Origin of the sequence: Myceligenerans indicum (assembly GCF_016742955.1) — a bacterium.
Lineage (GTDB): Bacteria > Actinomycetota > Actinomycetes > Actinomycetales > Cellulomonadaceae > Myceligenerans > Myceligenerans indicum.
The window spans coordinates 66,163-88,506 of the sequence record NZ_JABBYC010000002.1 but is presented as its reverse complement, the minus strand read 5'-3'; the positions used below and the strand labels follow the sequence as shown (position 1 = coordinate 88,506).

The following is a 22,344-nucleotide window of genomic DNA, read 5'->3' as shown; positions in this document are numbered from 1 at the left end:
GACCGGGCCCGGGTCATCCCTTGACCCGTCGCATCGTCTGGTGGGAGGTGATGCGGCTGATCGTCGGGAGCCGGGAGAGGGAGTTGAGCAGGTGGGCCTCGTAGTCCTCGTGGTCGGAGACCAGGACGCGCAGGTAGTAGTCGGGCTGCCCGAACATGCGCCGCAGCTCGGTGACCTCCGGAAGGGCGGACGCGGCGGCCTCGAAGTCGACGAAGGTCTGCCCGTCGTTGATGGTCAGGTCGATGGCGACGATCACCTCGAAGCTGCGGCCCGAGGCCTTCGGGTCGATGTCGGCGTGGTAGCCGCGGATCACGCCCGCCCGCTCCAGGCGCTGCACGCGGCGCAGGCAGGGTGCGGGGGTCAGCGCGACGCGGCGCGCGAGTTCGGTGTTGCTCAGCCGCGCGTCGTCCTCGAGTTCGGCAATGATCGCATGATCCAGATCATCGAGACGAGTTTCGTTGCTCACGAAGGCATTCTAGGCGCATCGATCCGCAATCGGAGCGGGGATGGATCTCGGTAATGTTGCCGACATGCCAGAGCCCGCCGCCGTCGTCACCGATTCCGCCGCGTCCGGAAGGCCGGCCGAGGTGGCCGCAGGCCGGCGGACGGGACTGCTGGCGAGCACCGCGCTCATGCCGCTGGGCCTCGCCCTCGGGGTCCTCGTGGTCCACTCCGGGCTGGACTGGTGGTGGGCGCCGGCCATCGCGGCACTGATCCTCGCCGGCTCGCTGGAATTCCTCATGGTCGGCCTGCTGGCCGCGGCCGCGCCGTTCGCGCAGATCGCCGTGACCGCGCTGCTGGTCAACTTCCGGCACGTCTTCTACGCCCTCTCGTTCCCGCTGCACCGGGTCGGTGGCTACGGCTGGAAGGCGTACAGCACGTTCGCCCTGACCGACGAGGCCTACGCGCTGACCGCACCCGCCGAGTCCGAAGGGTGGAGCCGGGCCCGGATCCTCACCGTTCAGGCCACGATCCAGGTGTCCTGGGTGGCGAGCGTCACGCTCGGCGCCGGTCTCGGGGCGCTGATCCCGCCCTGGGTGGTCGGCCTGGAGTTCGCCGTCACGGCCCTGTTCGCGGTCCTGACGATCGAGGCGTACCGGGTCCGCGCATCGATCCCGCTGCCGATCCTCGGCCTGGTCTGCGCTCTCGCGGGACTGTTGATCTCACCCGCGAACATGCTGCTCATCGGGATGAGCCTGTTCGTCGTCGCCCTGCTCGCCTCCTACGGCCTGGCCGGGCGGCGGAGGGCGTCACGTGGCTGACCCCCGGTACCTCCTGACCGGTATCCTCGTCGCGGGTGCCGTCACCTGGGCCCTGCGCGCCGTCCCGTTCGCGCTCCTCGCGCCGTTGCGCGACAGCGTGCTCGTGACGTACCTGGGCGAGCGGATGCCCGTGGGCATCATGCTCATCCTGGCCGTCTACACCGTGCACGGCGTCGTCGCCGAGGACTGGCGGAGCCTGGGGCCCACCTGTCTCGCGCTGGCGGTCACCGTCGGCCTGCACCTCTGGCGGCGGAACCTCCTGCTCAGCATCTTCGCGGGCACGGTCGTCAACGTGGTCCTCCAGTCCCTTCTCGTGGCCCGGACCTGACACCTCGGGCGCCGGGCCGCGGGGCGGACGGGCCGCCGGGGCCGCGCGCGGTGGGAGTCCGCGCGCGGCCTCGGCGCTCCGGACCGCTCACGCCTCGGCGGCCCCGGTCATGAGGGCGACGGCCTCGGTCATGGTGTGCGACCGGGGCGTGATCGTCGCGGCGCGCCGGCCGAGGCGCTGGACGTGGATCCGGTCGGCGATCTCGAACACGTGCGGCATGTTGTGGCTGATGATGATCACCGGCACGCCCTTGTCGCGCAGGGTTCTCACGAGCTGGAGGACCTGGCCGGACTCCCGCACGCCGAGCGCCGCCGTCGGCTCGTCCAGGACGACCACCTTGGAGCCGAACGCCGCGGCCCGGGCGACCGCGACGGCCTGCCGCTGGCCTCCGGAGAGATTCTCCACGGGCACGGTGACGTCCTGCAGCGTCGAGATGCCGAGGTCCGTGAGGTGGCGCCTGGCTGCCTCACGCATCCCGGCCCGGTCGGTGAGGCGCAGCACGGACCCGAGGGGGCCCGGGCGCCGCACCTCGCGGCCGAGGTACAGGTTCGAGGCGATGTCCAGCGACGGCGCGACCGCGAGCGTCTGGTAGACGGTCTCGATCCCGGCGGCGCGCGCGTCCTGCGGACGCCTGAAGTGGACGCGTTCGCCGTCGAGCAGGATCTCGCCCTGGTCCGGGATCTCCGCCCCGGTGAGGCACTTGATCAACGTCGACTTGCCGGCGCCGTTGTCGCCGATGATCGCGAGGACCTCGCCGGGGAACAGGTCGAGGTCGACGCCGTCGAGCCCGACGACGTGGCCGTACGTCTTGACCAGCCCGCGTGCCCGCAGGACCGGGGTCGTGTCGGGGGCGGCGGCCGGGCGGTCCTCCGTGGAGGGGGTGTCGGTGGTGGTCACTTGCGCACCTTCCTGATCCACTGGTCGAGCGAGACCGCGACGATCACGAGGATGCCCACGGCCAGGGTCTGATAGAGCACGTCGAGCCCCGCGAGGGACAGCCCGTTGCGGAAGACCCCGACGATCAGCGCGCCGAGCAGCGTCCCCCAGACCGTGCCGCGCCCGCCGAACAGGCTCGTGCCGCCGATCACGACAGCGGTGATCGAGTCCAGGTTCATGTCCACGCCCACGTTCGGGCTCGCGGCGTTGGCCCGCCCGATCTGGATCCACGACGCCAGGGCGAGGATCGCCCCGGCGGTGAGGTAGACGCTCACCAGCACGCGGTTGACGCTGATCCCGGACAGCCTGGCGGCTTCCTTGTCGTCGCCGACGGCGTAGACGTGCTTGCCCCAGGCGGTGCGGGACAGGGCGAACGCCACGGCGAGGTAGGCGGCGAGCATCAGGAGCACGCCCGTGGAGACGCGCACTCCGCCCAGCGAGAACGTGCTGCCCGTCCAGGTGAGCGCGGCAGGCATGTCGCCGCCGCGGACCGTGGCCCCGTGCGAGTACAGCAGCGCCAGTGCGGTGAAGACGTTGAACGTGCCGAGTGTCGCGATGAACGGCGGCAGCCTGAACCGGGTCACCAGGAACCCGTTCAGGCCGCCGCAGGCCATCCCGACGACGAGCCCGAGGAGCAGGGCGAGTGCCGGCGGCACTCCGGCACTGCTCGCGAGCTGGGCCATCACCATCGAGGCGAGGACCATGACCGACCCCACCGACAGGTCGATACCCGCGGTGAGGATGATGAGGGTCTGTGCCACCGCGAGCGTTCCCACCACCGCGACCTGCTGCGTGATCAGCGACAGGTTCGCCGGTGCCAGGAAGCGCTCGTTGAGGAGCCCGAACACGATGACGGACAGGACGAGGACGATCGCCGGGCTCAGGGCGGGATAGCGGTGCAGCACGCCACGGGCGCGCTCGAGCGGGCCGCGCCGGTCGAGGAACTCCGCCGCCGGGTCGGCCTGGGGCGCGGTGGTGGTTGCGCTCATCGGCGATCAGCCCCAGCAGATGTCGGCGGCACCGGCCGCGTCGATCGACTCGACCCCGTCGACGGGCTCGTCGGTGACCAGTTCGACGCCGGTGTTGAAGAAGTCCAGCCCCTCGGTCGTCTCCGGCGCGGTGCCGTCGGCGGCGAGCTGTGCGATGGCCTCGACGCCGAGCTCGGCCATCTTCACCGGGTACTGCTGGCTCGTGGCGTCGATGACGCCGTCGCTGACGTTCTGCACACCCGCGCAGCCGCCGTCGACCGACACGACCAGGACGTCGTCCGCGGTCTTTCCCGCCGCCTCGAGCGCCTGGAAGGCGCCGTAGGCCGCGGGCTCGTTGATCGTGTACACGACATTGATGTCGGGGTTCTTCGCGAGCAGGTTCTCCATCGCGGTGCGGCCGCCGTCCTCGGCCCCGTCGGTGGCCTCGTGGCCCACGATCTCGTACGTGCCGCCCGAGTAGTCGCCGGTGGCCGCCTCGTCGCCGTTGGCGCCCGGGTCGGCGACGTCGACCCCCAGCCCCTCCAGGAAGCCCTGGTCGCGGTCGACGTCGACGGTGACGATCTTGTCGGCGAACAGGTCCAGCATGGCGATCGTGGCCTTCTCGCCGTCGAGCGCCCCCGCCGTCCACTGGCCGATCTTCTGCCCTGCCAGCCGGTTGTCCGTGGCGAACGTGATGTCCACGGCGTCGGCCGGGTCGGGCGGCGTGTCGAGGGCGATCACGTACAGTCCGGCGTCCCGCGCCGAGGCGATCGCGTCGACGACGGAGGGGCCGTTCGGCGTGATGAGGATGCCCGCGTCACCGCGGGCGATCGAGTTCTCGATCGCCTGGATCTGGGTGTCCTCGTCCCCGTCCTCGCGGCCGGCGGCCATGGTGAGCGAGACGCCGTGCTTCGCGGCGGCTTCCTCGGCGCCGTCCTGCATGGCGACGAAGAACGGGTTGGTGGTGGTCTTGACGATCAGGGAGACGCCGACGGCGTCGCCGTCGGTGCTGCCGCTCCCGCCGCCGCACGCCGCCAGGGCGAGGGCCGCGACCGTGAGGGTGCCTGTCAGCGCCGCGCCGCGCCGCCACCGGCGTCCGTTTCCGGTCTTCGAGATCATGAGGGTCATCGTCGAACTCCTATGTCCAGGGGCTTCACGCCCGACAACGTTGTCAGGACAATGTCTACCCTGGATGACGCGATAGGGTCAACCGACGAGACCGAGGAGAGACGTTTTCGTGACATCGATGTCAGACGACACTTCCATGCCCCCGACTGCCCGCCGTCCCACCATGCGCGACGTCGCGCAGCTCGCGGGCGTCGGCATCAAGACCGTCTCGCGGGTGGTCAACGGCGAGCCCAACGTCGCCGCCGGGACCACCGAGAGGGTGCGGCGGGCCGCTGCCGAACTGCACTACGAGCCCGACATGCACGCCGGGAACCTCCGGCGCGCCGACGGGCGGTCCCACACGATCGGCCTGCTGGTCTCCAGCGTGGCGAACCCGTTCGCCGCGCACGTGCACCGTGCGATCGAACGCGTGGCCGCCGAGCGGGACTACGCCGTCTTCGCGACCAGCCTCGAGGAGGACCCGGCGGCCGAGCGGCGGGCGATCGCGGCGCTCTCGCGGCGGCGGGTCGACGGCTACGTGGTGACGCCCGTCCAGGACGACCAGTCCTACCTGCGGGTGCACCTGGACCGCGGTACCCCGCTGGTCTGCATCGACCGCGAACCGGCCGGGATCGACGTCGACAGCGTCGTCACCTCCAACTACGACGGTGCCCGTGATGCGGTGCGCCACCTGGTCGCACACGGGCACCGGCGAATCGCGTTCCTCGGCGACCTCGAGCGCATACTGACCGCCCGCCACCGGCGAGCGGGCTACCTCGACGAACTGGCGTCCGCCGGGATCGCGCCGGACCCCGCGCTGGTCGTGCTCGACCTGCACGACGACGCGAGCGCCACCGCGGTGACCCGGCACCTGCTCGCTCTGCCGAACCCGCCCACGGCCATCTTCTCCAGCCAGAACCTGGTCACGCTGGGAGCGATCCGGGCGCTGCAGCAGCTGGGTCTCGAGTACGACATCGCGCTGGTGGGATTCGACGACGTCGAGGCGGGCGATCTCGTCAAGCCGCGGGTGTCCGCGATCGCGCAGGATCCCGACCGGGTCGGCAGGCTCGCGGCCGAACGCGTCTTCGCGAGGATCGACGGCGACGTGAGCCCCGCGCGCCGGATCGTCGTCCCCACCCAGCTCGTGGTCCGCGGTTCGGGCGAGATCCCCTGCCCCGGGGCGTGAGGCGGGCTCAGGTCTCGGGCAGGAGCGCGGTGACGACCGTCCTCGGGGACGTCACGGCGAAGTAGTGCCCGGCGCCGGCGATCTCGACCAGGGTCGCCGACGGCAGCCGGGACGCTGCCCAGCGGGCCACGCCGATCGGGACGTTGCCGTCCGCGGTGCCGTGCACCAGGGTGACGGGCTGCCGGACGGCGCCGAGTCCGGAGGGGAGGGGCCGGTGGTAGCGGCCGAGGTCCTCGATGCCTGCCCGGGCACCCTGGGCGAGGCCTGCCTCGGCGTCGGCCGCGGTGAGCTTCCTCGCGTCCGGGTCCGTCATGATGATGCGGTCCGCCTCGGGCCACGCGGAGAGGTTCGCCTCGCGGACGCGGGCGAACGGGCCGCGCCCTTCCAGCATCGCGGCGGCGAGTGCCGGGGCCCAGCGGCTGACGCGGTACAGCAGCGTGACGACGCCGATCCGGCCGGACAGCGCGGCTGCCGGTGCGCCGGGCACCATGCCGCACACGAGCACGACACGCGCGACGCGTGCGGGCCGGCGGGAGGCGAGCGCCAGGGCGTATCCGCCGCCGCCGGAGAACCCCAGGAGGGTCACGCGCGTGATCCCGAGCGCGTCGAGCAGCGTGATCGCATCGTCGTCCCAGGAGTGGAAGCCGTGGTCCGGTGCCGTCGACGTGCCGCCGAAGCCGGGCCGGTCAGGGACGACGACCCGCACGCCGGCGTCACGGGCGGCGTCGTGCAGCGGCATGAGCTGGAGCCGTGAACCGGGTGACCCGTGGGCTGCGAGCACCGGGATCCCCTGCGGGTCGCCGAACTCGCACCAGGTGATCGTCCGCCCGTGCGGTGCGGTGAGCGAGCGCGTGGCGGGCTGGGCGGTCATCCGGCCGTCGCCTCGATGCCGGCGATCAGCAGGCGGAGGCCCACCTCGAAGCGGCGGTCGTAGTCGTGGTGGTCGATGAAGACCGACGCGTCGCGGCGGGCCGCGGGCGCGGCCAGCAGTTCGAGCTCGCCGCGGCCGAGCCGGATGGCGATGTGCCCGGTGACGAAGTCGTGCACCGCTGCGTAGCCGTACGCGGCGGTCTCCGGGTCGAGGCCGGCGGAGGCGAGGGCCTCGACGACGTGGTGGGCCGCGTCGTCGGCGCCAGGGGCGTCGAGCGACGCCTGCCGGTGCGCCTCGAGGACGAGCGGGTGCCGCAGCAGCAGGTCCCGCAGGCCGTGCGCGAACACCGACACGACGCCCTGCCAGTCCCGCGGCCACTCCAGCCCGGCGACGGCGTCCTCCACGAGCTCCGCGATCATCGCGTGACGCAGGGCGTCGATGCCACCGCTGGCCCGGTGCACGGCCATGGGGGAGACGCCGAGCCGGTCGGCGAGGGCGCGAAAGGTGACGGCGTCGAGTCCGTGGTCGTCGGCGATGGTCGTGGCTGCCTGGAGCAGCCGGTCGTGGTCGACGGAGGATTTCCGCCCCGCTCTTGTCCTGCCCGTGGGGTGCGCTACCATCCCTGGACTATATCGTTACGTGTAACGAATTACCAGCGCGGCAGGAGTCCGCCGCGTTGCGAACCCGCAGAGATCGGACCCCGGTGAAGCCCGCACCTCACGACCCCGCACCCCGTGACCCCGCACCCCGCGACCTCACGGCACTCGAGCTGCGCGCTGCCTTCGAGCGACGCGAGCTCGGGGTCGTCGAGGTCGTCGCCCAAGCCCTCGACCGCGCCTCGGCAGACACCCTCGGCGCCTTCACGACGCTGAATCCCGAGCAGGCGCTCGCCGCGGCGGCGGCCGCGCAACGTGCGATCGACGACGGGACGGCCGGCCCGCTCGCCGGCGTGCCGACGGCGATCAAGGACCTCGAGCCCACGCGCGGGATCCGTACCACCATGGGCTCCGCGCTCTTCGCCGACTGGATCCCCGCGGTGGACGACACCATCGTGGCGACGCTGCGCTCGGCCGGTCTCGTCTCCGTCGGGAAGACGACCGTCCCGGAGCTCGGTGCCGCCTGCTACACGGAGCCCGAGGTCTCCGCGCCGAGCCGGAGCCCGTACGCGCCCGCCCTTTCCGCCGCGGGCTCCAGCGGCGGAGCGGCCGTCGCCGTCGCCGCCGGGATCGTGCCGGTCAGCCAGGGCAGCGACACGGCCGGATCGCTGCGGTCGCCGGCCGGCGCCTGCGGCGTCGTCGGCCTCAAACCGAGCCGCGGCCTGCTGACCGGCGGGCTCATCGGCGCGGACGGCCTCGGCCTGACCACCAAGGGGCCGCTCGCCCGCACAGTCCGTGACGCGGCGGCGCTGCTCGACGCGATGGCCGTGGCAGCACCCGTGGGCACGGTCCATCCCGCTCGCCGCGGCGGCTTCCTCGGGGCGTGCGACGAGCGGGCCGAACGTCTCGTGGTGGTGGTCGCGGAAGGATCGATCTCCGGGGGTGAGGTGGACGAGCGGATCACGCGCGCCTGTGCGGACGCAGGACGCGCCCTCGCGGGGCTCGGCCACCGCGTCCACCACCGGACCCAGCCCGTCGACGAGGATCTCGTCTCGGGCTTCTCGCGCATGTTCGGCGCTCTCGCGGCGGCCAAGCCGCTGCCCGGGGGCGACGAGGCCGAGCACCGGCTGCGGCCGATCGTGCGCCATCTGCGAGAACGGGCCCGGGCCACGGACTCCGGGGAGCTGGCGGCCTCGATCCTCACGGTTCAGGCCCGTGCCGCGGCCTGGGCGGAACGCTTCGGGGACGCCGACATCGTCATCGCCCCGACCGTCACCCAGCCACCCGTCCCCGTCGGAGCGCTCCGGAACGACGCGGACCCCGCCGCCGAGCTGGAGGCAATGACCCGGTTCACGGGCAACACGATCATCGCGAACGCCACGGGCTTCCCCGCGATCAGCCTCCCGCTCGGCTGGACCGACGACGGCGTCCCGCTCGGCGTCATGCTCACCGCCACATGGGGGCGTGACGATCTGCTGCTCGCCGTGGCCGGCGTCCTGGAGAACGAGCGTCCGTGGCGGGACCGCACCCCGTGACGGCGCCCGCGCCCGGACGCCGTGGACCACGCCGGAACGCACCGGCGGAACCACACCGAACGAAGGATCACCGTATGACGCCACCGACCGATGCCGCACCCGATGCCGCACCCGGTGCCGCACCGCTCGCCGCCCGCGGCCGGCGCACCGCCGTCACCGGGCTCGCCCTGGTCGTGCTCGCCGGTGCGGCGCTGGAGAGCTTCCTCCTGCCTGCCCTGCCGCACCTACAACGAGCGTTCGGGGTCGACGCCGCGACCGGCGCCCTCGCGCAGGTCGCGCCGCCCCTCGTGACCGTTGTCGTCACGCCGCTCGCCGGGCGGTTCGCCGACGTCCACGGTGCCCGGCGGACCCTGGCGGTGCTCGTGAGCATCGTCACGGCGGGCGGCCTCGTCAGCGCCCTCGCACCCGGCTTCCCGCTGTTCGTCCTCGGCCAGGCGCTCCAGGGCTTCGCACTCGGCGTGCTGCCGGCCGCCTTCGTCGTGGTGCGAGGCCTGTACTCGGACGAGGGGATCAAGACGGCGAGCGGCGGCCTGGTCGCACTCACGGTCGCCGGTGCCGGCCTCGGCGTGCTGGTCGCCGGACCGATCATCGAGGCGACGTCGCGGACGGTGCTCTTCGGGATCCCGACGGCGGTCGTCGTCGTCGGCTCGGTGGTGTTCTTCGCCTCCCGCGTGCGGCTGGGTACGCGCGAGCCGGAGGGTCCGACCCGCGTCGACTGGGCAGGAGCGAGCACCCTCGCGCTCGCGCTCCTGGCCACCGTCGCCTGGTTGGCGAGCACGTCGTCCGCGGGGTGGCTCGCGCCCGCGACTCTCGCGCTGTTCGTCGTTGCCGGCGCGCTCGTCTCCGGCTGGGTGCTCGTCGAACGCCGCGTCGCGCAACCCATGATCGACCTCGACACCCTCAGATCGCGTGCCGTGGGCGGCTCCGTGGCCGTCGGCGTCGGAATCGGCGCCGGGTATGCCTCCCTGGTGTTTCTCGTACCCCAGCAGATCTCACGGTCCGTCGAGGAGTCCGGACTCGGCGCGGGCGCCACGCAGACGGGCTTCTTCCTGGCGGCCGCCTTCGGCGCCGGGTTCGTCGCGTCCCCGCTCGCGGGCCGCGCCGCCGCACGCCTCGGCGTCCGGGCGGTGGGCGTGGCGGGGATGCTCGTCCTGGCCACCGGGGCGCTCGTCGCCGCCGTTTCTCCGGCCCCGGCCGCGATCGTGTGGGCACTGGTGTGCGCCGGCGTCGGTGCGGGATCGGCGTCGACCGTCGCCTTCTCCGCGGCCGCGACCGGCACGCCCGAGCACGAGGTCGGCGTGGCCACCGCGTTCGTGACGATCGGCCGTGCCGTCGGCGGGGCACTCGCAACCCAGGTGGTCGCCTCCATCGTCCCGGCGAGCGATCCCACCGGGTCCGGCATGCCGGGCACCGAAGGGTTCCGCGTCGCCTACCTGCTGGTGATGTGCATCGCCCTCGGCGGGGCCGCGACGGCGATGCTGCTGCCGAAGGACGCCCACCGGAACGCGCCGACGGCGGTGCGGGCATGACCGCGCGGCGCCCGTCGGCGTACGTCTCCGTGTTCGAGCTGTTCTCCGTCGGGGTGGGCCCCTCGAGCTCGCACACCGTCGGTCCCATGCGCGCCGCGCGGAGCTTCACCGACCGCGTCGCGGACGCCGGCCTGCTGGCACGGGTCGCCGGCGTCCGGTGCCGGCTGTTCGGTTCGCTCGCCTCCACCGGAGTCGGCCACGGGACTCCTGACGCGGTCGTCGCCGGACTCCGGGGATCGTCTCCCGAGACCGTCGATCCGGACGCGGTGCGCGACGCCTGGCAGCACTGGCCGGAAGGGACGGAGCTCGCGCTCGCGGGCCGGCATCCCGTCGCCTTCGCCAGGAAGGACATCACGTTGGAGCCCGGCACCCGCCTCCCCGGGCATCCCAACGCCATGACGTTCGTCGCGCTCGACGGCTCCGGGGCGGCTCTCGCGACCGAGACCTACTACTCGATCGGCGGAGGCTTCATCCGGCGCGAGGGTGAGCGTGAGGAGGCCGCCACGTCGCCCGCCGATCCCTTCGAGTTCGCCAGTGCGAGCGCTCTGCTCGAGCACTGCACGCGACACGGGCTGTCGATCGCCGAGATCGCCCGGGCCAACGAGGAGGCGCGGCGGCCGCGCGGCGCCGTCGACGCCGGGCTCGACGAGCTGTGGCGGACCATGAACGAGTGCATCGACGCGGGACTGAGCGCTCGAGGGGTGCTGCCCGGCCCGCTCGGGGTCGCGCGGCGCGCGGCCGCGATGCACGGCGAGCTCACGAGCGGTGCGTCCGCCGCGGCGCTCCCCGGCGAGTGGCTCGGAACCTTCGCTCTGGCCGTGAACGAGGAGAACGCGTCCGGAGGCAGGGTCGTCACCGCACCCACGAACGGTGCCGCCGGCGTCCTGCCCGCCGTGGCCCGGTACTGGGCGGACCTCGTGTGCGCCGACGCCGACCCTCGCGACGGCCTGCGGACCTTCCTGCTCACCGCGACCGCACTGGGGTCGCTGATCAAGGCGAACGCCTCGATCTCGGGCGCGGAGGGCGGATGCCAGGCGGAGGTCGGAAGCGCCTGCGCGATGGCCGCCGGAGGCCTCACCGCGGTCATGGGCGGCAGTCCCGCGCAGGTGGAGAACGCGGCCGAGATCGCGATGGAGCACCATCTGGGGCTCACCTGCGATCCCGTCGGCGGGCTCGTGCAGATCCCCTGCATCGAGCGCAACGCGGTCGCGGCCTCCACGGCGGCGACCGCGGCCCAGCTCGCCCTGCGCGGAGACGGGACGCATCGCGTGTCGCTCGACACCGTGATCGAGACGATGCGCCAGACCGGGGCGGACATGTCGGCGAAGTACAAGGAGACGAGCCAGGGAGGTCTCGTCGTCAACGTCGTGGAGTGCTGAGCGCAGCTCTCGCGGGAGCGCCACGCCGTGAGGCGCCGCCGCGCGGTCAGGGCCGGGCCGTGGCGGCATCGTGGGGCACGGCCGGATCCGGGACGGTGCATCCCGTCCAGGCGAAGTCGCTCCGGACCAGGTAGTCGGCCTGGGCCGAGCCGGCCGATACCTCGGCCCGGCGGGGCAGCCAGGTATCCGGGTCGATCAGCAGGTCGAGCCGCGTCACGTCGCCTCCCGCCGGCGACGGAGCCGTGGGCGTGATCCGGACGCGCAGGACGGGCCGTCCGTCGAGCTCGTCCATGAGGAGGCCGTCGAGGTGGCTGTCCGCGGCATCGAGCATCGGCAGGTCGAACACGGCCCGGACCGACACCTTCTGCAGCACGGCCAGGGGATGCTCGTCCAGCGCGTTCTTCGGAGCACTCACCGTGGACGGCCCGGCCTCGTCGGACCGCAGCAGCGACTCGCCGTCCAGCGTGGACCGGGTCTGCACGGTGCACCCCGTGCCGGACGTCGCCTTCGCTGCGCGGCTGAGCACCTCACCCGTCGTGAGCCCGGCAGGCGGCGCCTCGGACGAGGCGCCCGACCGGCTCGTGGCCGAGGGCGACCCGGGAACGACGTCCGGGGCGGGCGGGCAGGCCGCGTCCACGGCGAGGCCCACCACCAGTGCGGTGGCGGCCGCGGCCCCGGCGCTCCAGCCGAGGACGCGCCAGATACGCGTGCCGGAGCGGTCGGCACGGGCCTCCTGTCCGCCACCTCGCAGCACGATCTCGACCGGAGCCTGCGGCGGGGAGTCCTCGCGCAGGTCCGCGGCAGGTGTGCGCGTCCGCGACTCGGCGAACACCCGCGCCAGGTCGATCTCCGGATCGACGCCGCGCAGGGCGAGGCGGGCCCGGGTCAGTGCGTCCTGGTCCATGTCAGGATCCCTCCTCGTTCAGCCGTCCGTACGCGGCGCGCAGGCGCCGCCGTGCCCGGTGCACCCGGGTGGCCGCCGTCGCCGTCGAGCAGCCGAGGACCCGGGCGACCTCCGCCGTCGACAGCTCCGCGGCCGCGAGCAGCGCGATCACCTCACGGTCCGCAGGCCGCAGCAGGTCCAGCGCCCGGCGCAGCTCGTCGAGCTCACCGACCAGGCGGGTGTCGTCGTGCCCGGGAGGTGACGGATGGGTGCGCGCCCGCTCGGCCAGGGCCGTCCGGCGGTGCTGTGCGCGCAGCTGGTTCGCCATCACGCGGCGAGCCACGCTCAACAGCCACGCTCGTGGGTTGTCCGGCAGCTCACCCTTGCGCCACGCGATGGCGAAGACCTCGGCCACGACGTCCTCCGCCTCGGCGACGGGAAGCCGCGCGCGGGCATAGCGGTAGACGCCGTGCGCGTGCGCGGCGAAGAGTTCCTCGGTGTCGGCGGGCGTGAGCGGAACGGGGCCGACACGCCACGCCCCGGTGTTCGTGGCCAGGACGGGCTCCGGGATGGCGGGATACATGGTTCTGCCCCAGAGTGTCCGGCGGCGACCTGCTCATGACACGTCCCTGATGTCGCCCACGTCACAGCTCGTCGCTGTCATCGGCCTCCCCGGGACGCACACTGCCGCAGACGTGATCGCCTTCCTCACCCGTACCCGACAGACCGGCCCTGCGGTCGCGGCGCTCGCCGCGACGCTGCTCCTGGGCGGCTGTACCGACGCCACGGCCAGGGCTGCCGGCGGTGACCCGCCGGGACAGGACGGGACCCTCGCGCCGTCGTCGCCGTCGTCGCCGTCGTCGCCGTCGTCCCCGGACGCTCCGGCCGCGGACGACGCCGGCGCCGTGGGGGGCGCCGTCGGGGGTGCCGGCCGGGAGCAGGCCGGCGCCCTCGACCTCTCCGAGCACTCGACCGCCGACCCCGCGAGCAGGTGGGTGGTGGTCAACAAGCGCACGGCTCTCGACCCGCTCGACTACGAGCCCGACCTGACGACGGTCCGCGGCTACCTCGTACGGCCTGATGCCGCGGGGGATGTCGCGGCGCTGCTGGACGCCGCGGACGCCGACGGGGTGCACCTGACGCTGCGCAGCGCCTACCGCGGGTATGCCAAGCAGGCGGCCGTGTACGACGCGTGGGTGGCGCAGCTCGGGGCGGACGAGGCGGATGCGGTGTCCGCCCGTCCGGGGCACAGCGAGCACCAGACGGGCCTCGCGATCGACGTCGGCGGCTCCAGCAGGCCCGGGTGCGACTTCGAGGGGTGTTTCGCCGAGACGCCCGAGGGGCGCTGGGTCGCCGCGCACGCCGCCGAGCACGGGTTCCTCGTACGCTACCTGCCCTCGAACGTGGAGACCACGGGCTACGCGCCGGAGCCGTGGCACCTGCGCTGGGTGGGCGGGGAGCTCGCCGCCCACCTGCGCGACACCGGCACGACCACCCTGGAGGAGGCGTTCGACGTCCCCGGCGGCGGGTACGCACGCTGAGGCTCGAAGCGTCGTCAGGGCGCCGCCGGGTTCTGCCGCCGGGTTCGGGCGCCGGTGCCCGGCGGCTCCCGTCCGGCCGCTACGGTCCGCTCGCCGGTGCCCGGACGCAGGCGGGCGGCCACCGGGCGCGCCGCGCGAGGGCCCGCGCGCTCGTGGCGCGCGGGCCCTGCCGGTCGCGGACGGTGCCGGTCGCGGACGGTGCCGGTAGCTCAGGACCGGACGAAGCTCAGGAGCGCCTCGTTGACCTCCGCGGCGTGGGTGACCAGCAGGCCGTGCGGGGCGCCCTCGACCTCGACGTACGTCGCCTCGGGGAACGCCTCGTGGAACGGGCGGCCGGTGGCGTCGATCGGGAGGATGTTGTCCGCGGTGCCGTGCAGGATCATCGCGGGCTTGCCCGAGGCGCGCACGGCCGCGACGTCGTCCCGGAAGTCCTCGATCCAGGTGGGAACGACCGCGTAGGCGGCCACCGGAGCGCTGCTCGTCGCGGTGTTCCAGCTGGCGGTGACCGCCTCCTGGCTGATCCGCGAGCCGAGCGTCTCGTCGAGGTTGTAGAAGTTGCTGAAGAACTGCGTGTACCACGCGTACCGGTCGGCCCGGGCGGCGGCGGAGATGTCGTCGAACACGGACTGGGGCACGCCGGTCGGGTTGTCGTCCGCCGCCACGAGGAACGGCTCCAGCGAGGCGAGGAACGCGAGCTTCGCGACGCGCTCGTGGCCGTGGTTCTTCACGTACCGGGCCAGCTCCCCGGTGCCCATGGAGAAGCCGACCAGGATGACGTCGCGCAGGTCGAGCGTCTCCAGCAGCGTGTTCAGGTCGGCGGCGAACGTGTCGTAGTCGTACCCCGTACCGACCTTGCTCGACTGGCCGAAGCCGCGGCGGTCGTAGGTGATGACGCGGTAGCCGGCGGCGATCAGCTCGCGCGCCTGGAGCTCCCAGCTGTTGCCGTCCAGCGGGTAGCCGTGGATGAGGACGACCGGCTGCCCGGTCCCGTGGTCCTCGTAGTAGATCTCGGTCGTGGTGCTGTTCTCGGTGCCGACGCTGACGTATCCCATGATCGTTCCCTTCCAGGCTCCCGGCGGAGAACGGTCGTTCTCCGCCCGTGTTTGCTATCGTAGAGAACGATCGTTCTCCGCGCAAGCGGTAGCGGCAGGACAGTGGAAACCGATGAGGGAGAGGGGCGCATGATCGACGAGGCGACGGCCCGGGAGAAGGTCGTCCGGGCGGCGGACGAGCTGTTCTACACGCGCGGGGTGCAGGCGGTGGGCATGGATGCGGTCCGCAGCGCCGCGGGGGTTTCGCTCAAGCGCATCTACTCGCTCTTCGCCTCGAAGGACGAGCTGATCGTGGCGGTACTGCGGTACCGCACCGAGATCTGGGACGCGGGCCTGGCGGCGGCCGCGCTGCGCGCGACGACGGCGCGGGAGAGGATCCTGGCCATCTTCGACTTCCTCGACGCCTGGTTCCGGGAGCCGGAGTTCCGTGGCTGCGCGTTCATCAACACGCACGGCGAGCTGAGTGCGAGCTCGGACGCCGTGGCCGGCGCCGTGCGCGAGCAGAAGTCGGCGTTCCAGGCCTATGTGGCCGGCCTGGTGGAGGCGCTCGGGGCCCCGCCGCAGCTCGCACCGCAGCTCGCGATCCTGGCCGAGGGTGCCCAGACCACCGCGGCGATCGCCGGTGTGCCCGATGCCGCCCGGCAGGCGCGTGTTGCCGCGGAGACCTTGATCGATGCCGCGATGCGGTGACCTCGCCGCGCACCGGCGTCCAGAGGTGCCCGCGCGCCGATGAGTTCCTGCTGCCGGCGTCGTCGGTCCTGCATGGGAACACTCAGGTATGCCGCCATCACCTCGCTCGACGGCTACACGGCCGATGCCGACGGCGTGTTCGACTGGGCGCGGCCCTCGCCGGAGGTGCACGCCGCGGTCAACGAGCTCGAGCGCGAGACGCGCGTGTCGCTGCTCGGACGCCGGATGTACGAGGTGCTGAAGGTCTGGCAGGACGTCACCGACACGCTCGGGGAGGCGCCGGCTGCGCCCGTCGAGCGGGAGTACGCGGAGATCTGGCGGGGGTACGACAAGGTCGTCTACTCCACGACCCTGCCAGGTGTCGATACCCCTCGGACCCGGCTCGAGCACTCCTTCGACCCGGCGGCGGTGCGGGAACTGGTCGAGCGCACCGAGGGCGTGGTCACCATCGGGGGAGCGGGGCTCGCCGCGCACGCACTGCGCGCCGGTCTCGTGGACGAGGTGCAGCTCTTCGTCAGTCCGGTCGCGGTCGGCGGCGGGACGGCAGCGATGCCCGAAGGCCTGCGGCTGAACCTGATCCTGGACGGCGTCGACACCTTCTCCGACGGCGTGGTGCGCCTCGTGTACGGGACGCGCTGACGTCCTGGACCCGGCTCCGATCCGCCCGCATGCCCGGCTCGGTGATGCCGCGCGTGTGGCCGGAATCGTCGGGCGCGTGCTTGCTTCACCCGGTTCCAGGGGTTACGCCGGAGATATTTCTGACTATAGTCAGAGATCGTGAACCCGAAGAGCCAGATCCAGACCGTTCGTGCCTTCAACCGCGTCGTGACGGAGAGGCTGGGTGTGCTGGAAGACCGCTACCTCGCGCGCGACCGGCCCCTCGGCCTCGACAGGCTGCTGTGGGAGATCGGCGCCGCCGGCGTCGAGGTCCGTGAGCTGAGAACGCGGCTCGGCCTTGACTCGGGCTACGTGAGCCGACAGCTTCGCGCCCTGGAGAAGGAGGGGCTCGTCACCGTGTCCGCCTCGGCGCGGGACAGCCGCGTACGCCGTGCGGTGCTCACCCCGGAGGGCCTCGCCGAGCTGTCCGTCCTGGACGCGCTCTCGGACGACCTGGTCGAGTCGATCCTCGAGCCGCTCGACGAGCGCCAGCGGGACGAACTCGCGGAGGCGACCACGACGGTGCGGCGCCTGTTCACGGCCTCGGCGGTCGCGATCGCCCCGGCCGACCCGGGCGCGGCCGAGGCGCGGCGCGCGATCGAGGCGTACTACCGCACGCTCGACGAGCGGTTCGAGGGCGGGTTCCGGCCCGAGCTGTCCCTTCCCGCCGCCGACCAGGCGATGCGCCCGCCCTCCGGGCAGTTCCTGCTGGCGACGCTGCACGATCGCGCCGTCGGCTGCATCGGTGTCGCCGCGGACGGTGGCTCGCCCGCGGCGATCCGCCGGCTCTGGGTCTCGCCCGAGGTGCGCGGCCTGGGGATCGGGCGCCGGCTCCTCGCGGCGGCCGAGGACGCGGCCGCCGCGCTCGGGGCCGATGCCGTCCGGCTGGAGACCAACCGATCCCTGACCGAGGCGATCGGCCTGTATCGCGCTGCCGGGTACCGCGAGGTCACCTCGTTCAACGACGAGCCGTACGCGCACCACTGGTTCGAGAAGTCCCTGCGCGCGGACTCCGGAGCCGCGCCGGCCCGGGTCGGCTTCATCGGCCTGGGCATCATGGGGCTTCCCATGGCCCGGCGGCTCGCTGCCGGTGGTACGCCGCTGACCGTCTGGAACCGCACGCCCAGGCAGGCCGGGGACGGCCTCCCCGCGGACGTCCGTGTGGCCGGCAGTGTCACCGACGTCTTCGCCGAGTGCGAGACGGTCCTGGTGATGCTTCGCGACGAGGCCGCCGTCGACCAGGTCCTGCGCGGCGAGCCCGGGGGGCTGGCCGCGCTCGTCGCCGCCCGCACGATCGTGAACACGGGAACCCTGTCCCCGGAGTACTCCACGGCTCTCGCCCGCGAGGTGGAACACGCCGGCGGGAACTATGTCGAGGCCCCGGTCTCCGGCTCCCGGCTGCCCGCGCAGGAGGGCAGGCTGGTCGCGATGGTGGCCGGGGACCCCGATGTCGTGCGGCGGGTCGTCCCGCTGCTCGACCCCCTGTGCTCGCAGGCCGTGGTCTGCGGGCCCGTGCCCTCCGGGATCACGATGAAGCTCGCCGTCAACGTGTTCCTCATCGCCCTGGTGACCGGCCTCGCCGAGGCGTTCCAGTTCGCGCAGAGGCACGAGCTGGACCCGCACCAGCTGCGAGGCATCCTCGATGCGGGCCAGATGTCGTCCCCGATCTCCCGTGTGAAGACCGCCAAGCTCGTCTCCGGTGATCTCGACGCGCAGGCGGCGATCTCCGACGTGCACATGAATGCGCGGCTCATCGTCGACGCCGCCGCCGACGCCGGTGCGGCGGCACCTCTCAGCGAGCTGTGCCGGGCCCTGTACGAGGAAGCGGTGCGGCGCGGCGACGGTGGTCTCGACATGGTCGGCATCGTCCGGACCATCGCCGGATCCCGCGGTCAGGCCGCAAGCATGCCGGCGACGACGGCGCCGGCCCCGCAGCCGTAGACGTCGGCCGACAGCTCGGGGTTCCAGGCGCGCTGCAGGATGAAGCCCTGGATCAGGGAGAGCAGGGCGTGGGCCGCGGCGTCGGGGTCGACCTGGGCGGCGACGTCGCCGTCCTGCTGTCCCACCAGGATCCGTTCGCGCAGCACCGCGACCACCGTGGCGGCACCCTCCCGCATGGCCTCGCCCAGGGTCGGGTTGCGCAGCGCCTCGCCCCACGCCTGCACCGCCAGCCGCATGCGGTCGTCGGCCTGGTCGAGTTCGGCGATCGCCTGTGGCAGCGCGGCCACGAGCTCGGCAAGCGGTCGGTGGGTGCGCACCGCGTCCTGGACCACCTCCTGCACCGCGCCGATCGCCTCGAGGGAGATGGCGACGATGATGTCGTCCTTGCTGCGGAAGTAGCGGTACACGCCACCGGGGGAGAGCCCCGCCTCGTCGATGACGTCCTGGATCGACGTCTGGTGGAAGCCGTCGCGGACGAAGCGTCTGGCTGCTGCGGCCAGGATGTGGCGGCGTCGGGCGGCGAGGTACTCCGAACTGACCCTGGGCATGCGGACAGCCTATACAAAAAGCGAGCGTTCGCTCTTGACGCACGCGGCGACGCTCGACTAAAAAGAGTGAGCACTCGCTTTTTATCGCATCGAACAGAAGGAGGCGGCCGCCCATGCCGCACACCCAGGTGCTGATCGTCGGGGCAGGACCCACCGGACTCGTCCTGGCCATCCAGCTGCGCCGCCACGGAATCGCCTGCCGCATCATCGACAAGCACGCCGGAGTGCTGGAGCTCACCAAGTCCGCGGCCCTGCACGCCCGCACCCTGGAACACTTCCGGGACCTGGGCGTGGCGAGCCCGGTACTGGCCGAGGGCCAGCGGGTCGACGTCCTCACCCTGCGCACCGGCTACCGGGACCGCATCGCCGTGGACTTCCGCGACCTCGCCGACACCGCCTACCCGCACATGGTGGACATCCCGCAGGCTCGTACCGAGCACCTCCTCATCGACCGGCTCGCCGAGACGGGCGTCCACGTCGAGCGCGACACCGCCTGCACCGCCCTCGAGCAGACCGCCGACGGGGTGGTCGCGTCGGTCACCACGCCCGACGGCGCCACCGAGAGCATCGCGGCGGACTGGGTGGTGGGCTGCGACGGTGCCAGGAGCACCGTGCGCTCACTGATCGGCAAGGACTTCGTGGGCGCCGCCTACGCCGACGACTGGGTGCTGGGCGACGCGGTCGTCGACTGGCCCCTGCCCCGCAACGAGATGACCTTCAGCGGCGACAAGGACGGCATCTACGGCGTCTTCCCGCTGCCCGGCGAGCGACGCTACCGGCTGGCCTACACGCAGCGCCGCGACGGGGACGGCGCACTGATCGAGCCTGACCTCGCCGACGCCCAGCACGCCCTGGCGCGCACCGGCATCCGGGGGACGATCCGGTCGGTCGACCAGTTCTGGACCTTCAACCTCGCCCACCGGCAGGCCGTCGGCTACCGCCGGGGGCGGGTGTTCCTGGCCGGCGACGCCGGTCATGTGCACACCCCGTTCGGTGGCCAGGGCCTGAACCTCGGGGTCGGGGACGCGGTCAACCTCGGCTGGAAGCTGGCGGCCGTGATCGCCGGAACCGCGCCGGAGAGCCTGCTGGACAGCTACGAGGCCGAACGGCACCGTGTGGCCGAGCGGGTCGTGGCCTTCACCCACCTCGGGGCCCAGGCCATGCTCCTGCGCCAGGACCCTCGCCGGCACGTGCGCGACGCCGTCATGAAGGTGCTGCGCGCCACCCCGCCCCTGCGGCGGACGATGGCGCGCCGGCTCTCGCAGCTCGCCCACAGCTACCGGGGCACCCTCGCGGTCCGCGGGCGCGTCCGGCACCTGCGGGCGGGGGACCGGCTGCCCGACCCGGAGCTGTTCGACGGCGTCACCAACCGGGCCGTGCGCCTGCACGACACGCTGCCGAGCGACCGGCACACGCTGCTGCTCGCCGGGGACGACCGGGCTGGTCTGCAACGACCGGCCCGCGAGCTGGCTGCCCTGACCGAACGTCACCGGCCCGGCGCGGTCGCGGTGCGACTGCTGACGACCTCCTGGGACGTCGCGAGCACCACGGCGCCCTCGGGGCTCCCGGTGCTGCTCGACCGCGAACGCATCGCCGCCCCGCTCTACGGGCGCGGCATCACGGCCTACCTGATCCGGCCGGACCGGCACATCGGATACGCCGGGCCGCCCGATCCCGCTCGGATCCAGGACTGCCTCGCCCTGTACCTCGACCCTGTCCCGGCCGGGCACGCCGGCGCGGGTGCTCCTTCCCCGGCGGGCCGGTCATGAGGGGGCGCCGGCACGCACGGGGCTCGGAGGGCACGGTTGCCGTCGACCTGCTCCAGTCCACCGCCTACGCCGTCCGGGGTGACCGGACCGTGCTGGTGGACGCCGGGCCCGCCGGAAGCGGGCGGCGGCTGCTGCGCGGCCTGGCGCGGGCCGGCGTCGAACGGGAGGAGATCTCCCTGATCGTCCTCACGCACTGCCACCCCGACCATGCCGGAGGCGCCGCCGAACTGCGCCGGCTGCTGGGCGTGCCGGTGGCCGTGCACCAGGAGGAGGTTGACTGGGCCGCGGGTGGTCGCTCCGACTTCTACGAGCCGCTGCGGCCCTTCGGGCGCCTGCTGCGCCGGACCATGAGCCCGGCCTTCCCGGCGTTCCGGCCGGACGTCGTCCTGGAGGACGGCTTCGATCTCGGGGAGCACGGCGCGCCGCTGACGGTGCTGCATACCCCCGGGCACACGCCGGGCTCCGTCAGCCTGCTGCACCGGACCGGCCGCGATGTCCTGGTCGGTGACCTCCTGGCCGGCGGCATGCTGGTGCGTGACCGCCCGGCGCTGCCGTTCTTCGCCCAGGACACCGCCCAGCTCGCCAGGAGCGTGCGCGCCGTGCTGGCGCGGGAGCCGGGCAGGTTGCTGCCGGGGCACGGTCGTCCCGTGTCCGCGGACTCGGTGCGAGGCTTCGGTCGGATCGCGCGCCGCTGACCCCAGGGCTCCCGGCCCGTGCCGCGGCCCGTCCCGCCGTGGCCCGGCCGGGAGGTCACGCCGTCGAGGGCCGGAGCCGCAGTTCCTGCATCCCGCCGTCGACGGCGAGCGCGACGCCGGTCGTCGAACCGGAGGCCGGGCTCGTGAGGTAGGCGACGGCGTCGGCCACCTCGCCTGCGGCCACCAGCCGGCCGTGCGGCTGCCGGGCCTCCAGGGCGGCACGTTCCGCGTCAGGATCGGGCGCCGAGTCGAGCAGGCGGCCTACCCAGGGAGTGTCGGCGGTGCCGGGGTTGACGGCGTTGACGCGGATGCCCTCGCGCAGGTGGTCGGCGGCCATCGCGCGGGTGAGTGCGGCGACGGCGCCCTTGCTCGCGCTGTAGAGGGCGCGCTGGGGGAGCCCGGCTGTCGCGGCGATCGAGGACGTGTTCACGATCGAGGCCGAGGGCGACCGGCGTAGGTGGGGGAGTGCCGCGCGGCTGACGCGGGCCATGCTGACGACGTTCACGTCGAGCACGCGGTGCCAGTCGTCGTCGGTGTTGGTCTCGACGGTGCCCTGCGCGCCGATTCCCGCGTTGTTCACGAGGATGTCGATGCGACCGAACTCGGCGGCCACGCGCTCGACCCCGGCACGCACGCTCGCGTCGTCGGCGACGTCGACGGCGAGGGCGAGGTCGGCGTGCGGGGCGGTGTCGGGCCGCAGGTCGAAGACGGCGACGGCCGCGCCGCCGGCACGCAGCCGTGCGGCGATCGCGGCGCCGATGCCGGACGCGCCGCCGGTGACGATCGCGACGAGTCCGGTGAGGTCCTGGTTCATGGGAGGAGGTTCCTTTCCGAGTGAGGCTTGTCCGAGTGAGGCGTGCGGCGGTGCCGA

Annotated in this window: 23 protein-coding genes; 12 read left to right on the top strand and 11 right to left on the bottom strand. The window is 73.1% G+C overall.

Annotated elements, in window-relative coordinates; translation table 11 throughout:
* Window positions 1-13: 13 nt before the first annotated feature.
* Window positions 14-466, bottom strand: a complete 453-nt coding sequence (locus HGK34_RS02690; protein WP_201845038.1) for an Lrp/AsnC family transcriptional regulator — start codon at window positions 464-466, stop codon at window positions 14-16.
* A 64-nt stretch (window positions 467-530) separates the two neighbouring features.
* Between HGK34_RS02690 and HGK34_RS02685 the strand changes: the two genes are divergently transcribed.
* Both HGK34_RS02685 and HGK34_RS02680 read left to right on the top strand, forming a co-directional pair.
* Window positions 531-1,262: an AzlC family ABC transporter permease gene (locus tag HGK34_RS02685; protein WP_201845037.1), complete on the top strand. Its 732-nt coding sequence runs from the start codon at window positions 531-533 to the stop codon at window positions 1,260-1,262.
* Window positions 1,255-1,590 carry a branched-chain amino acid transporter permease gene (locus tag HGK34_RS02680; RefSeq protein ID WP_201845036.1) on the top strand — a complete coding sequence of 112 codons (336 nt, stop codon included), beginning with the start codon at window positions 1,255-1,257 and terminating at the stop codon, window positions 1,588-1,590. The genes HGK34_RS02685 and HGK34_RS02680 overlap by 8 nt, the downstream gene beginning before the upstream one ends.
* Before the next feature lie 87 nt (window positions 1,591-1,677).
* Here HGK34_RS02680 and HGK34_RS02675 read toward each other — a convergent pair whose 3' ends face one another.
* The 3 genes from HGK34_RS02675 to HGK34_RS02665 are packed head-to-tail and all read right to left on the bottom strand — an operon-like array spanning window position 1,678 to window position 4,613.
* Window positions 1,678-2,487 (bottom strand): ATP-binding cassette domain-containing protein, encoded by an 810-nt coding sequence (locus HGK34_RS02675; RefSeq protein ID WP_201845035.1) that lies wholly within the window; start codon window positions 2,485-2,487, stop codon window positions 1,678-1,680.
* Entirely contained in the window at window positions 2,484-3,515 is a 1,032-nt protein-coding gene (locus tag HGK34_RS02670) for an ABC transporter permease (RefSeq protein ID WP_201845034.1), read from the bottom strand. The genes HGK34_RS02675 and HGK34_RS02670 overlap by 4 nt, the downstream gene beginning before the upstream one ends.
* Window positions 3,516-3,521: 6 nt before the next feature.
* Entirely contained in the window at window positions 3,522-4,613 is a 1,092-nt protein-coding gene (locus HGK34_RS02665) for a substrate-binding domain-containing protein (RefSeq protein ID WP_201845156.1), read from the bottom strand.
* Between the two features lie 145 nt (window positions 4,614-4,758).
* Between HGK34_RS02665 and HGK34_RS02660 the strand changes: the two genes are divergently transcribed.
* The gene (locus HGK34_RS02660) at window positions 4,759-5,787 is read left to right on the top strand and encodes a LacI family DNA-binding transcriptional regulator (protein ID WP_244666338.1); all 1,029 of its coding nucleotides are present in this window, start codon (window positions 4,759-4,761) and stop codon (window positions 5,785-5,787) included.
* Window positions 5,788-5,794: 7 nt separating this feature from the next.
* On the opposite strand, the gene HGK34_RS02655 is transcribed toward HGK34_RS02660, so the two are convergent.
* Together HGK34_RS02655 and HGK34_RS02650 are read right to left on the bottom strand one after the other, a co-directional pair.
* Window positions 5,795-6,658: an alpha/beta fold hydrolase gene (locus tag HGK34_RS02655; protein ID WP_201845033.1), complete on the bottom strand. Its 864-nt coding sequence runs from the start codon at window positions 6,656-6,658 to the stop codon at window positions 5,795-5,797.
* The gene (locus HGK34_RS02650) at window positions 6,655-7,278 is read right to left on the bottom strand and encodes a TetR/AcrR family transcriptional regulator (RefSeq protein ID WP_201845032.1); all 624 of its coding nucleotides are present in this window, start codon (window positions 7,276-7,278) and stop codon (window positions 6,655-6,657) included. Before HGK34_RS02650 ends, HGK34_RS02655 begins: the two co-directional genes overlap by 4 nt.
* Window positions 7,279-7,361: 83 nt before the next feature.
* Between HGK34_RS02650 and HGK34_RS02645 the strand changes: the two genes are divergently transcribed.
* The 3 genes from HGK34_RS02645 to HGK34_RS02635 all read left to right on the top strand — a co-directional run bounded on the left by HGK34_RS02645 (window position 7,362) and on the right by HGK34_RS02635 (window position 11,697).
* Window positions 7,362-8,789 (top strand): amidase, encoded by a 1,428-nt coding sequence (locus HGK34_RS02645; RefSeq protein WP_201845031.1) that lies wholly within the window; start codon window positions 7,362-7,364, stop codon window positions 8,787-8,789.
* Between the two features lie 74 nt (window positions 8,790-8,863).
* Window positions 8,864-10,318 carry an MFS transporter gene (locus tag HGK34_RS02640; protein WP_201845030.1) on the top strand — a complete coding sequence of 485 codons (1,455 nt, stop codon included), beginning with the start codon at window positions 8,864-8,866 and terminating at the stop codon, window positions 10,316-10,318.
* Window positions 10,315-11,697 carry an L-serine ammonia-lyase gene (locus tag HGK34_RS02635; RefSeq protein WP_201845029.1) on the top strand — a complete coding sequence of 461 codons (1,383 nt, stop codon included), beginning with the start codon at window positions 10,315-10,317 and terminating at the stop codon, window positions 11,695-11,697. The genes HGK34_RS02640 and HGK34_RS02635 overlap by 4 nt, the downstream gene beginning before the upstream one ends.
* A gap of 46 nt (window positions 11,698-11,743) precedes the next feature.
* On the opposite strand, the gene HGK34_RS02630 is transcribed toward HGK34_RS02635, so the two are convergent.
* Window positions 11,744-12,601, bottom strand: a complete 858-nt coding sequence (locus HGK34_RS02630) for a hypothetical protein (RefSeq protein WP_201845028.1) — start codon at window positions 12,599-12,601, stop codon at window positions 11,744-11,746.
* Between the two features lies 1 nt (window position 12,602).
* Window positions 12,603-13,163 (bottom strand): RNA polymerase sigma factor, encoded by a 561-nt coding sequence (locus HGK34_RS02625; RefSeq protein ID WP_201845027.1) that lies wholly within the window; start codon window positions 13,161-13,163, stop codon window positions 12,603-12,605.
* A gap of 49 nt (window positions 13,164-13,212) precedes the next feature.
* Here HGK34_RS02625 and HGK34_RS02620 point away from each other — a divergent pair, with 49 nt between their 5' ends.
* A complete protein-coding gene (locus HGK34_RS02620) occupies window positions 13,213-14,121 on the top strand; it encodes a M15 family metallopeptidase (RefSeq protein ID WP_201845026.1) in 909 nt (302 codons plus the stop codon).
* 209 nt (window positions 14,122-14,330) lie between these two features.
* On the opposite strand, the gene HGK34_RS02615 is transcribed toward HGK34_RS02620, so the two are convergent.
* Complete coding sequence (locus HGK34_RS02615) at window positions 14,331-15,173, bottom strand: alpha/beta fold hydrolase (protein ID WP_201845025.1); 843 nt, start codon at window positions 15,171-15,173, stop codon at window positions 14,331-14,333.
* A 129-nt stretch (window positions 15,174-15,302) separates the two neighbouring features.
* Between HGK34_RS02615 and HGK34_RS02610 the strand changes: the two genes are divergently transcribed.
* From HGK34_RS02610 to HGK34_RS02600, 3 genes are all read left to right on the top strand, one after another.
* Complete coding sequence (locus HGK34_RS02610; protein ID WP_201845024.1) at window positions 15,303-15,863, top strand: TetR/AcrR family transcriptional regulator; 561 nt, start codon at window positions 15,303-15,305, stop codon at window positions 15,861-15,863.
* Between the two features lie 72 nt (window positions 15,864-15,935).
* Window positions 15,936-16,502 carry a dihydrofolate reductase family protein gene (locus HGK34_RS02605; RefSeq protein WP_201845023.1) on the top strand — a complete coding sequence of 189 codons (567 nt, stop codon included), beginning with the start codon at window positions 15,936-15,938 and terminating at the stop codon, window positions 16,500-16,502.
* Between the two features lie 138 nt (window positions 16,503-16,640).
* Complete coding sequence (locus tag HGK34_RS02600; RefSeq protein ID WP_201845022.1) at window positions 16,641-18,461, top strand: GNAT family N-acetyltransferase; 1,821 nt, start codon at window positions 16,641-16,643, stop codon at window positions 18,459-18,461.
* Here the strand turns inward: HGK34_RS02600 and HGK34_RS02595 are convergent.
* On the bottom strand, window positions 18,413-19,009 hold the full coding sequence (locus tag HGK34_RS02595; protein ID WP_201845021.1) for a TetR/AcrR family transcriptional regulator: 597 nt from the start codon (window positions 19,007-19,009) through the stop codon (window positions 18,413-18,415). The two genes, HGK34_RS02600 and HGK34_RS02595, sit on opposite strands and share 49 nt — an antisense overlap.
* Before the next feature lie 113 nt (window positions 19,010-19,122).
* Here HGK34_RS02595 and HGK34_RS02590 point away from each other — a divergent pair, with 113 nt between their 5' ends.
* Window positions 19,123-20,778, top strand: a complete 1,656-nt coding sequence (locus tag HGK34_RS02590) for an FAD-dependent monooxygenase (protein ID WP_201845020.1) — start codon at window positions 19,123-19,125, stop codon at window positions 20,776-20,778.
* The gene (locus tag HGK34_RS02585; RefSeq protein WP_201845019.1) at window positions 20,775-21,473 is read left to right on the top strand and encodes an MBL fold metallo-hydrolase; all 699 of its coding nucleotides are present in this window, start codon (window positions 20,775-20,777) and stop codon (window positions 21,471-21,473) included. The genes HGK34_RS02590 and HGK34_RS02585 overlap by 4 nt, the downstream gene beginning before the upstream one ends.
* Window positions 21,474-21,528: 55 nt before the next feature.
* Here the strand turns inward: HGK34_RS02585 and HGK34_RS02580 are convergent, their stop codons facing one another.
* Window positions 21,529-22,287 (bottom strand): SDR family NAD(P)-dependent oxidoreductase, encoded by a 759-nt coding sequence (locus tag HGK34_RS02580; RefSeq protein ID WP_201845018.1) that lies wholly within the window; start codon window positions 22,285-22,287, stop codon window positions 21,529-21,531.
* Window positions 22,288-22,344: the final 57 nt, after the last annotated feature.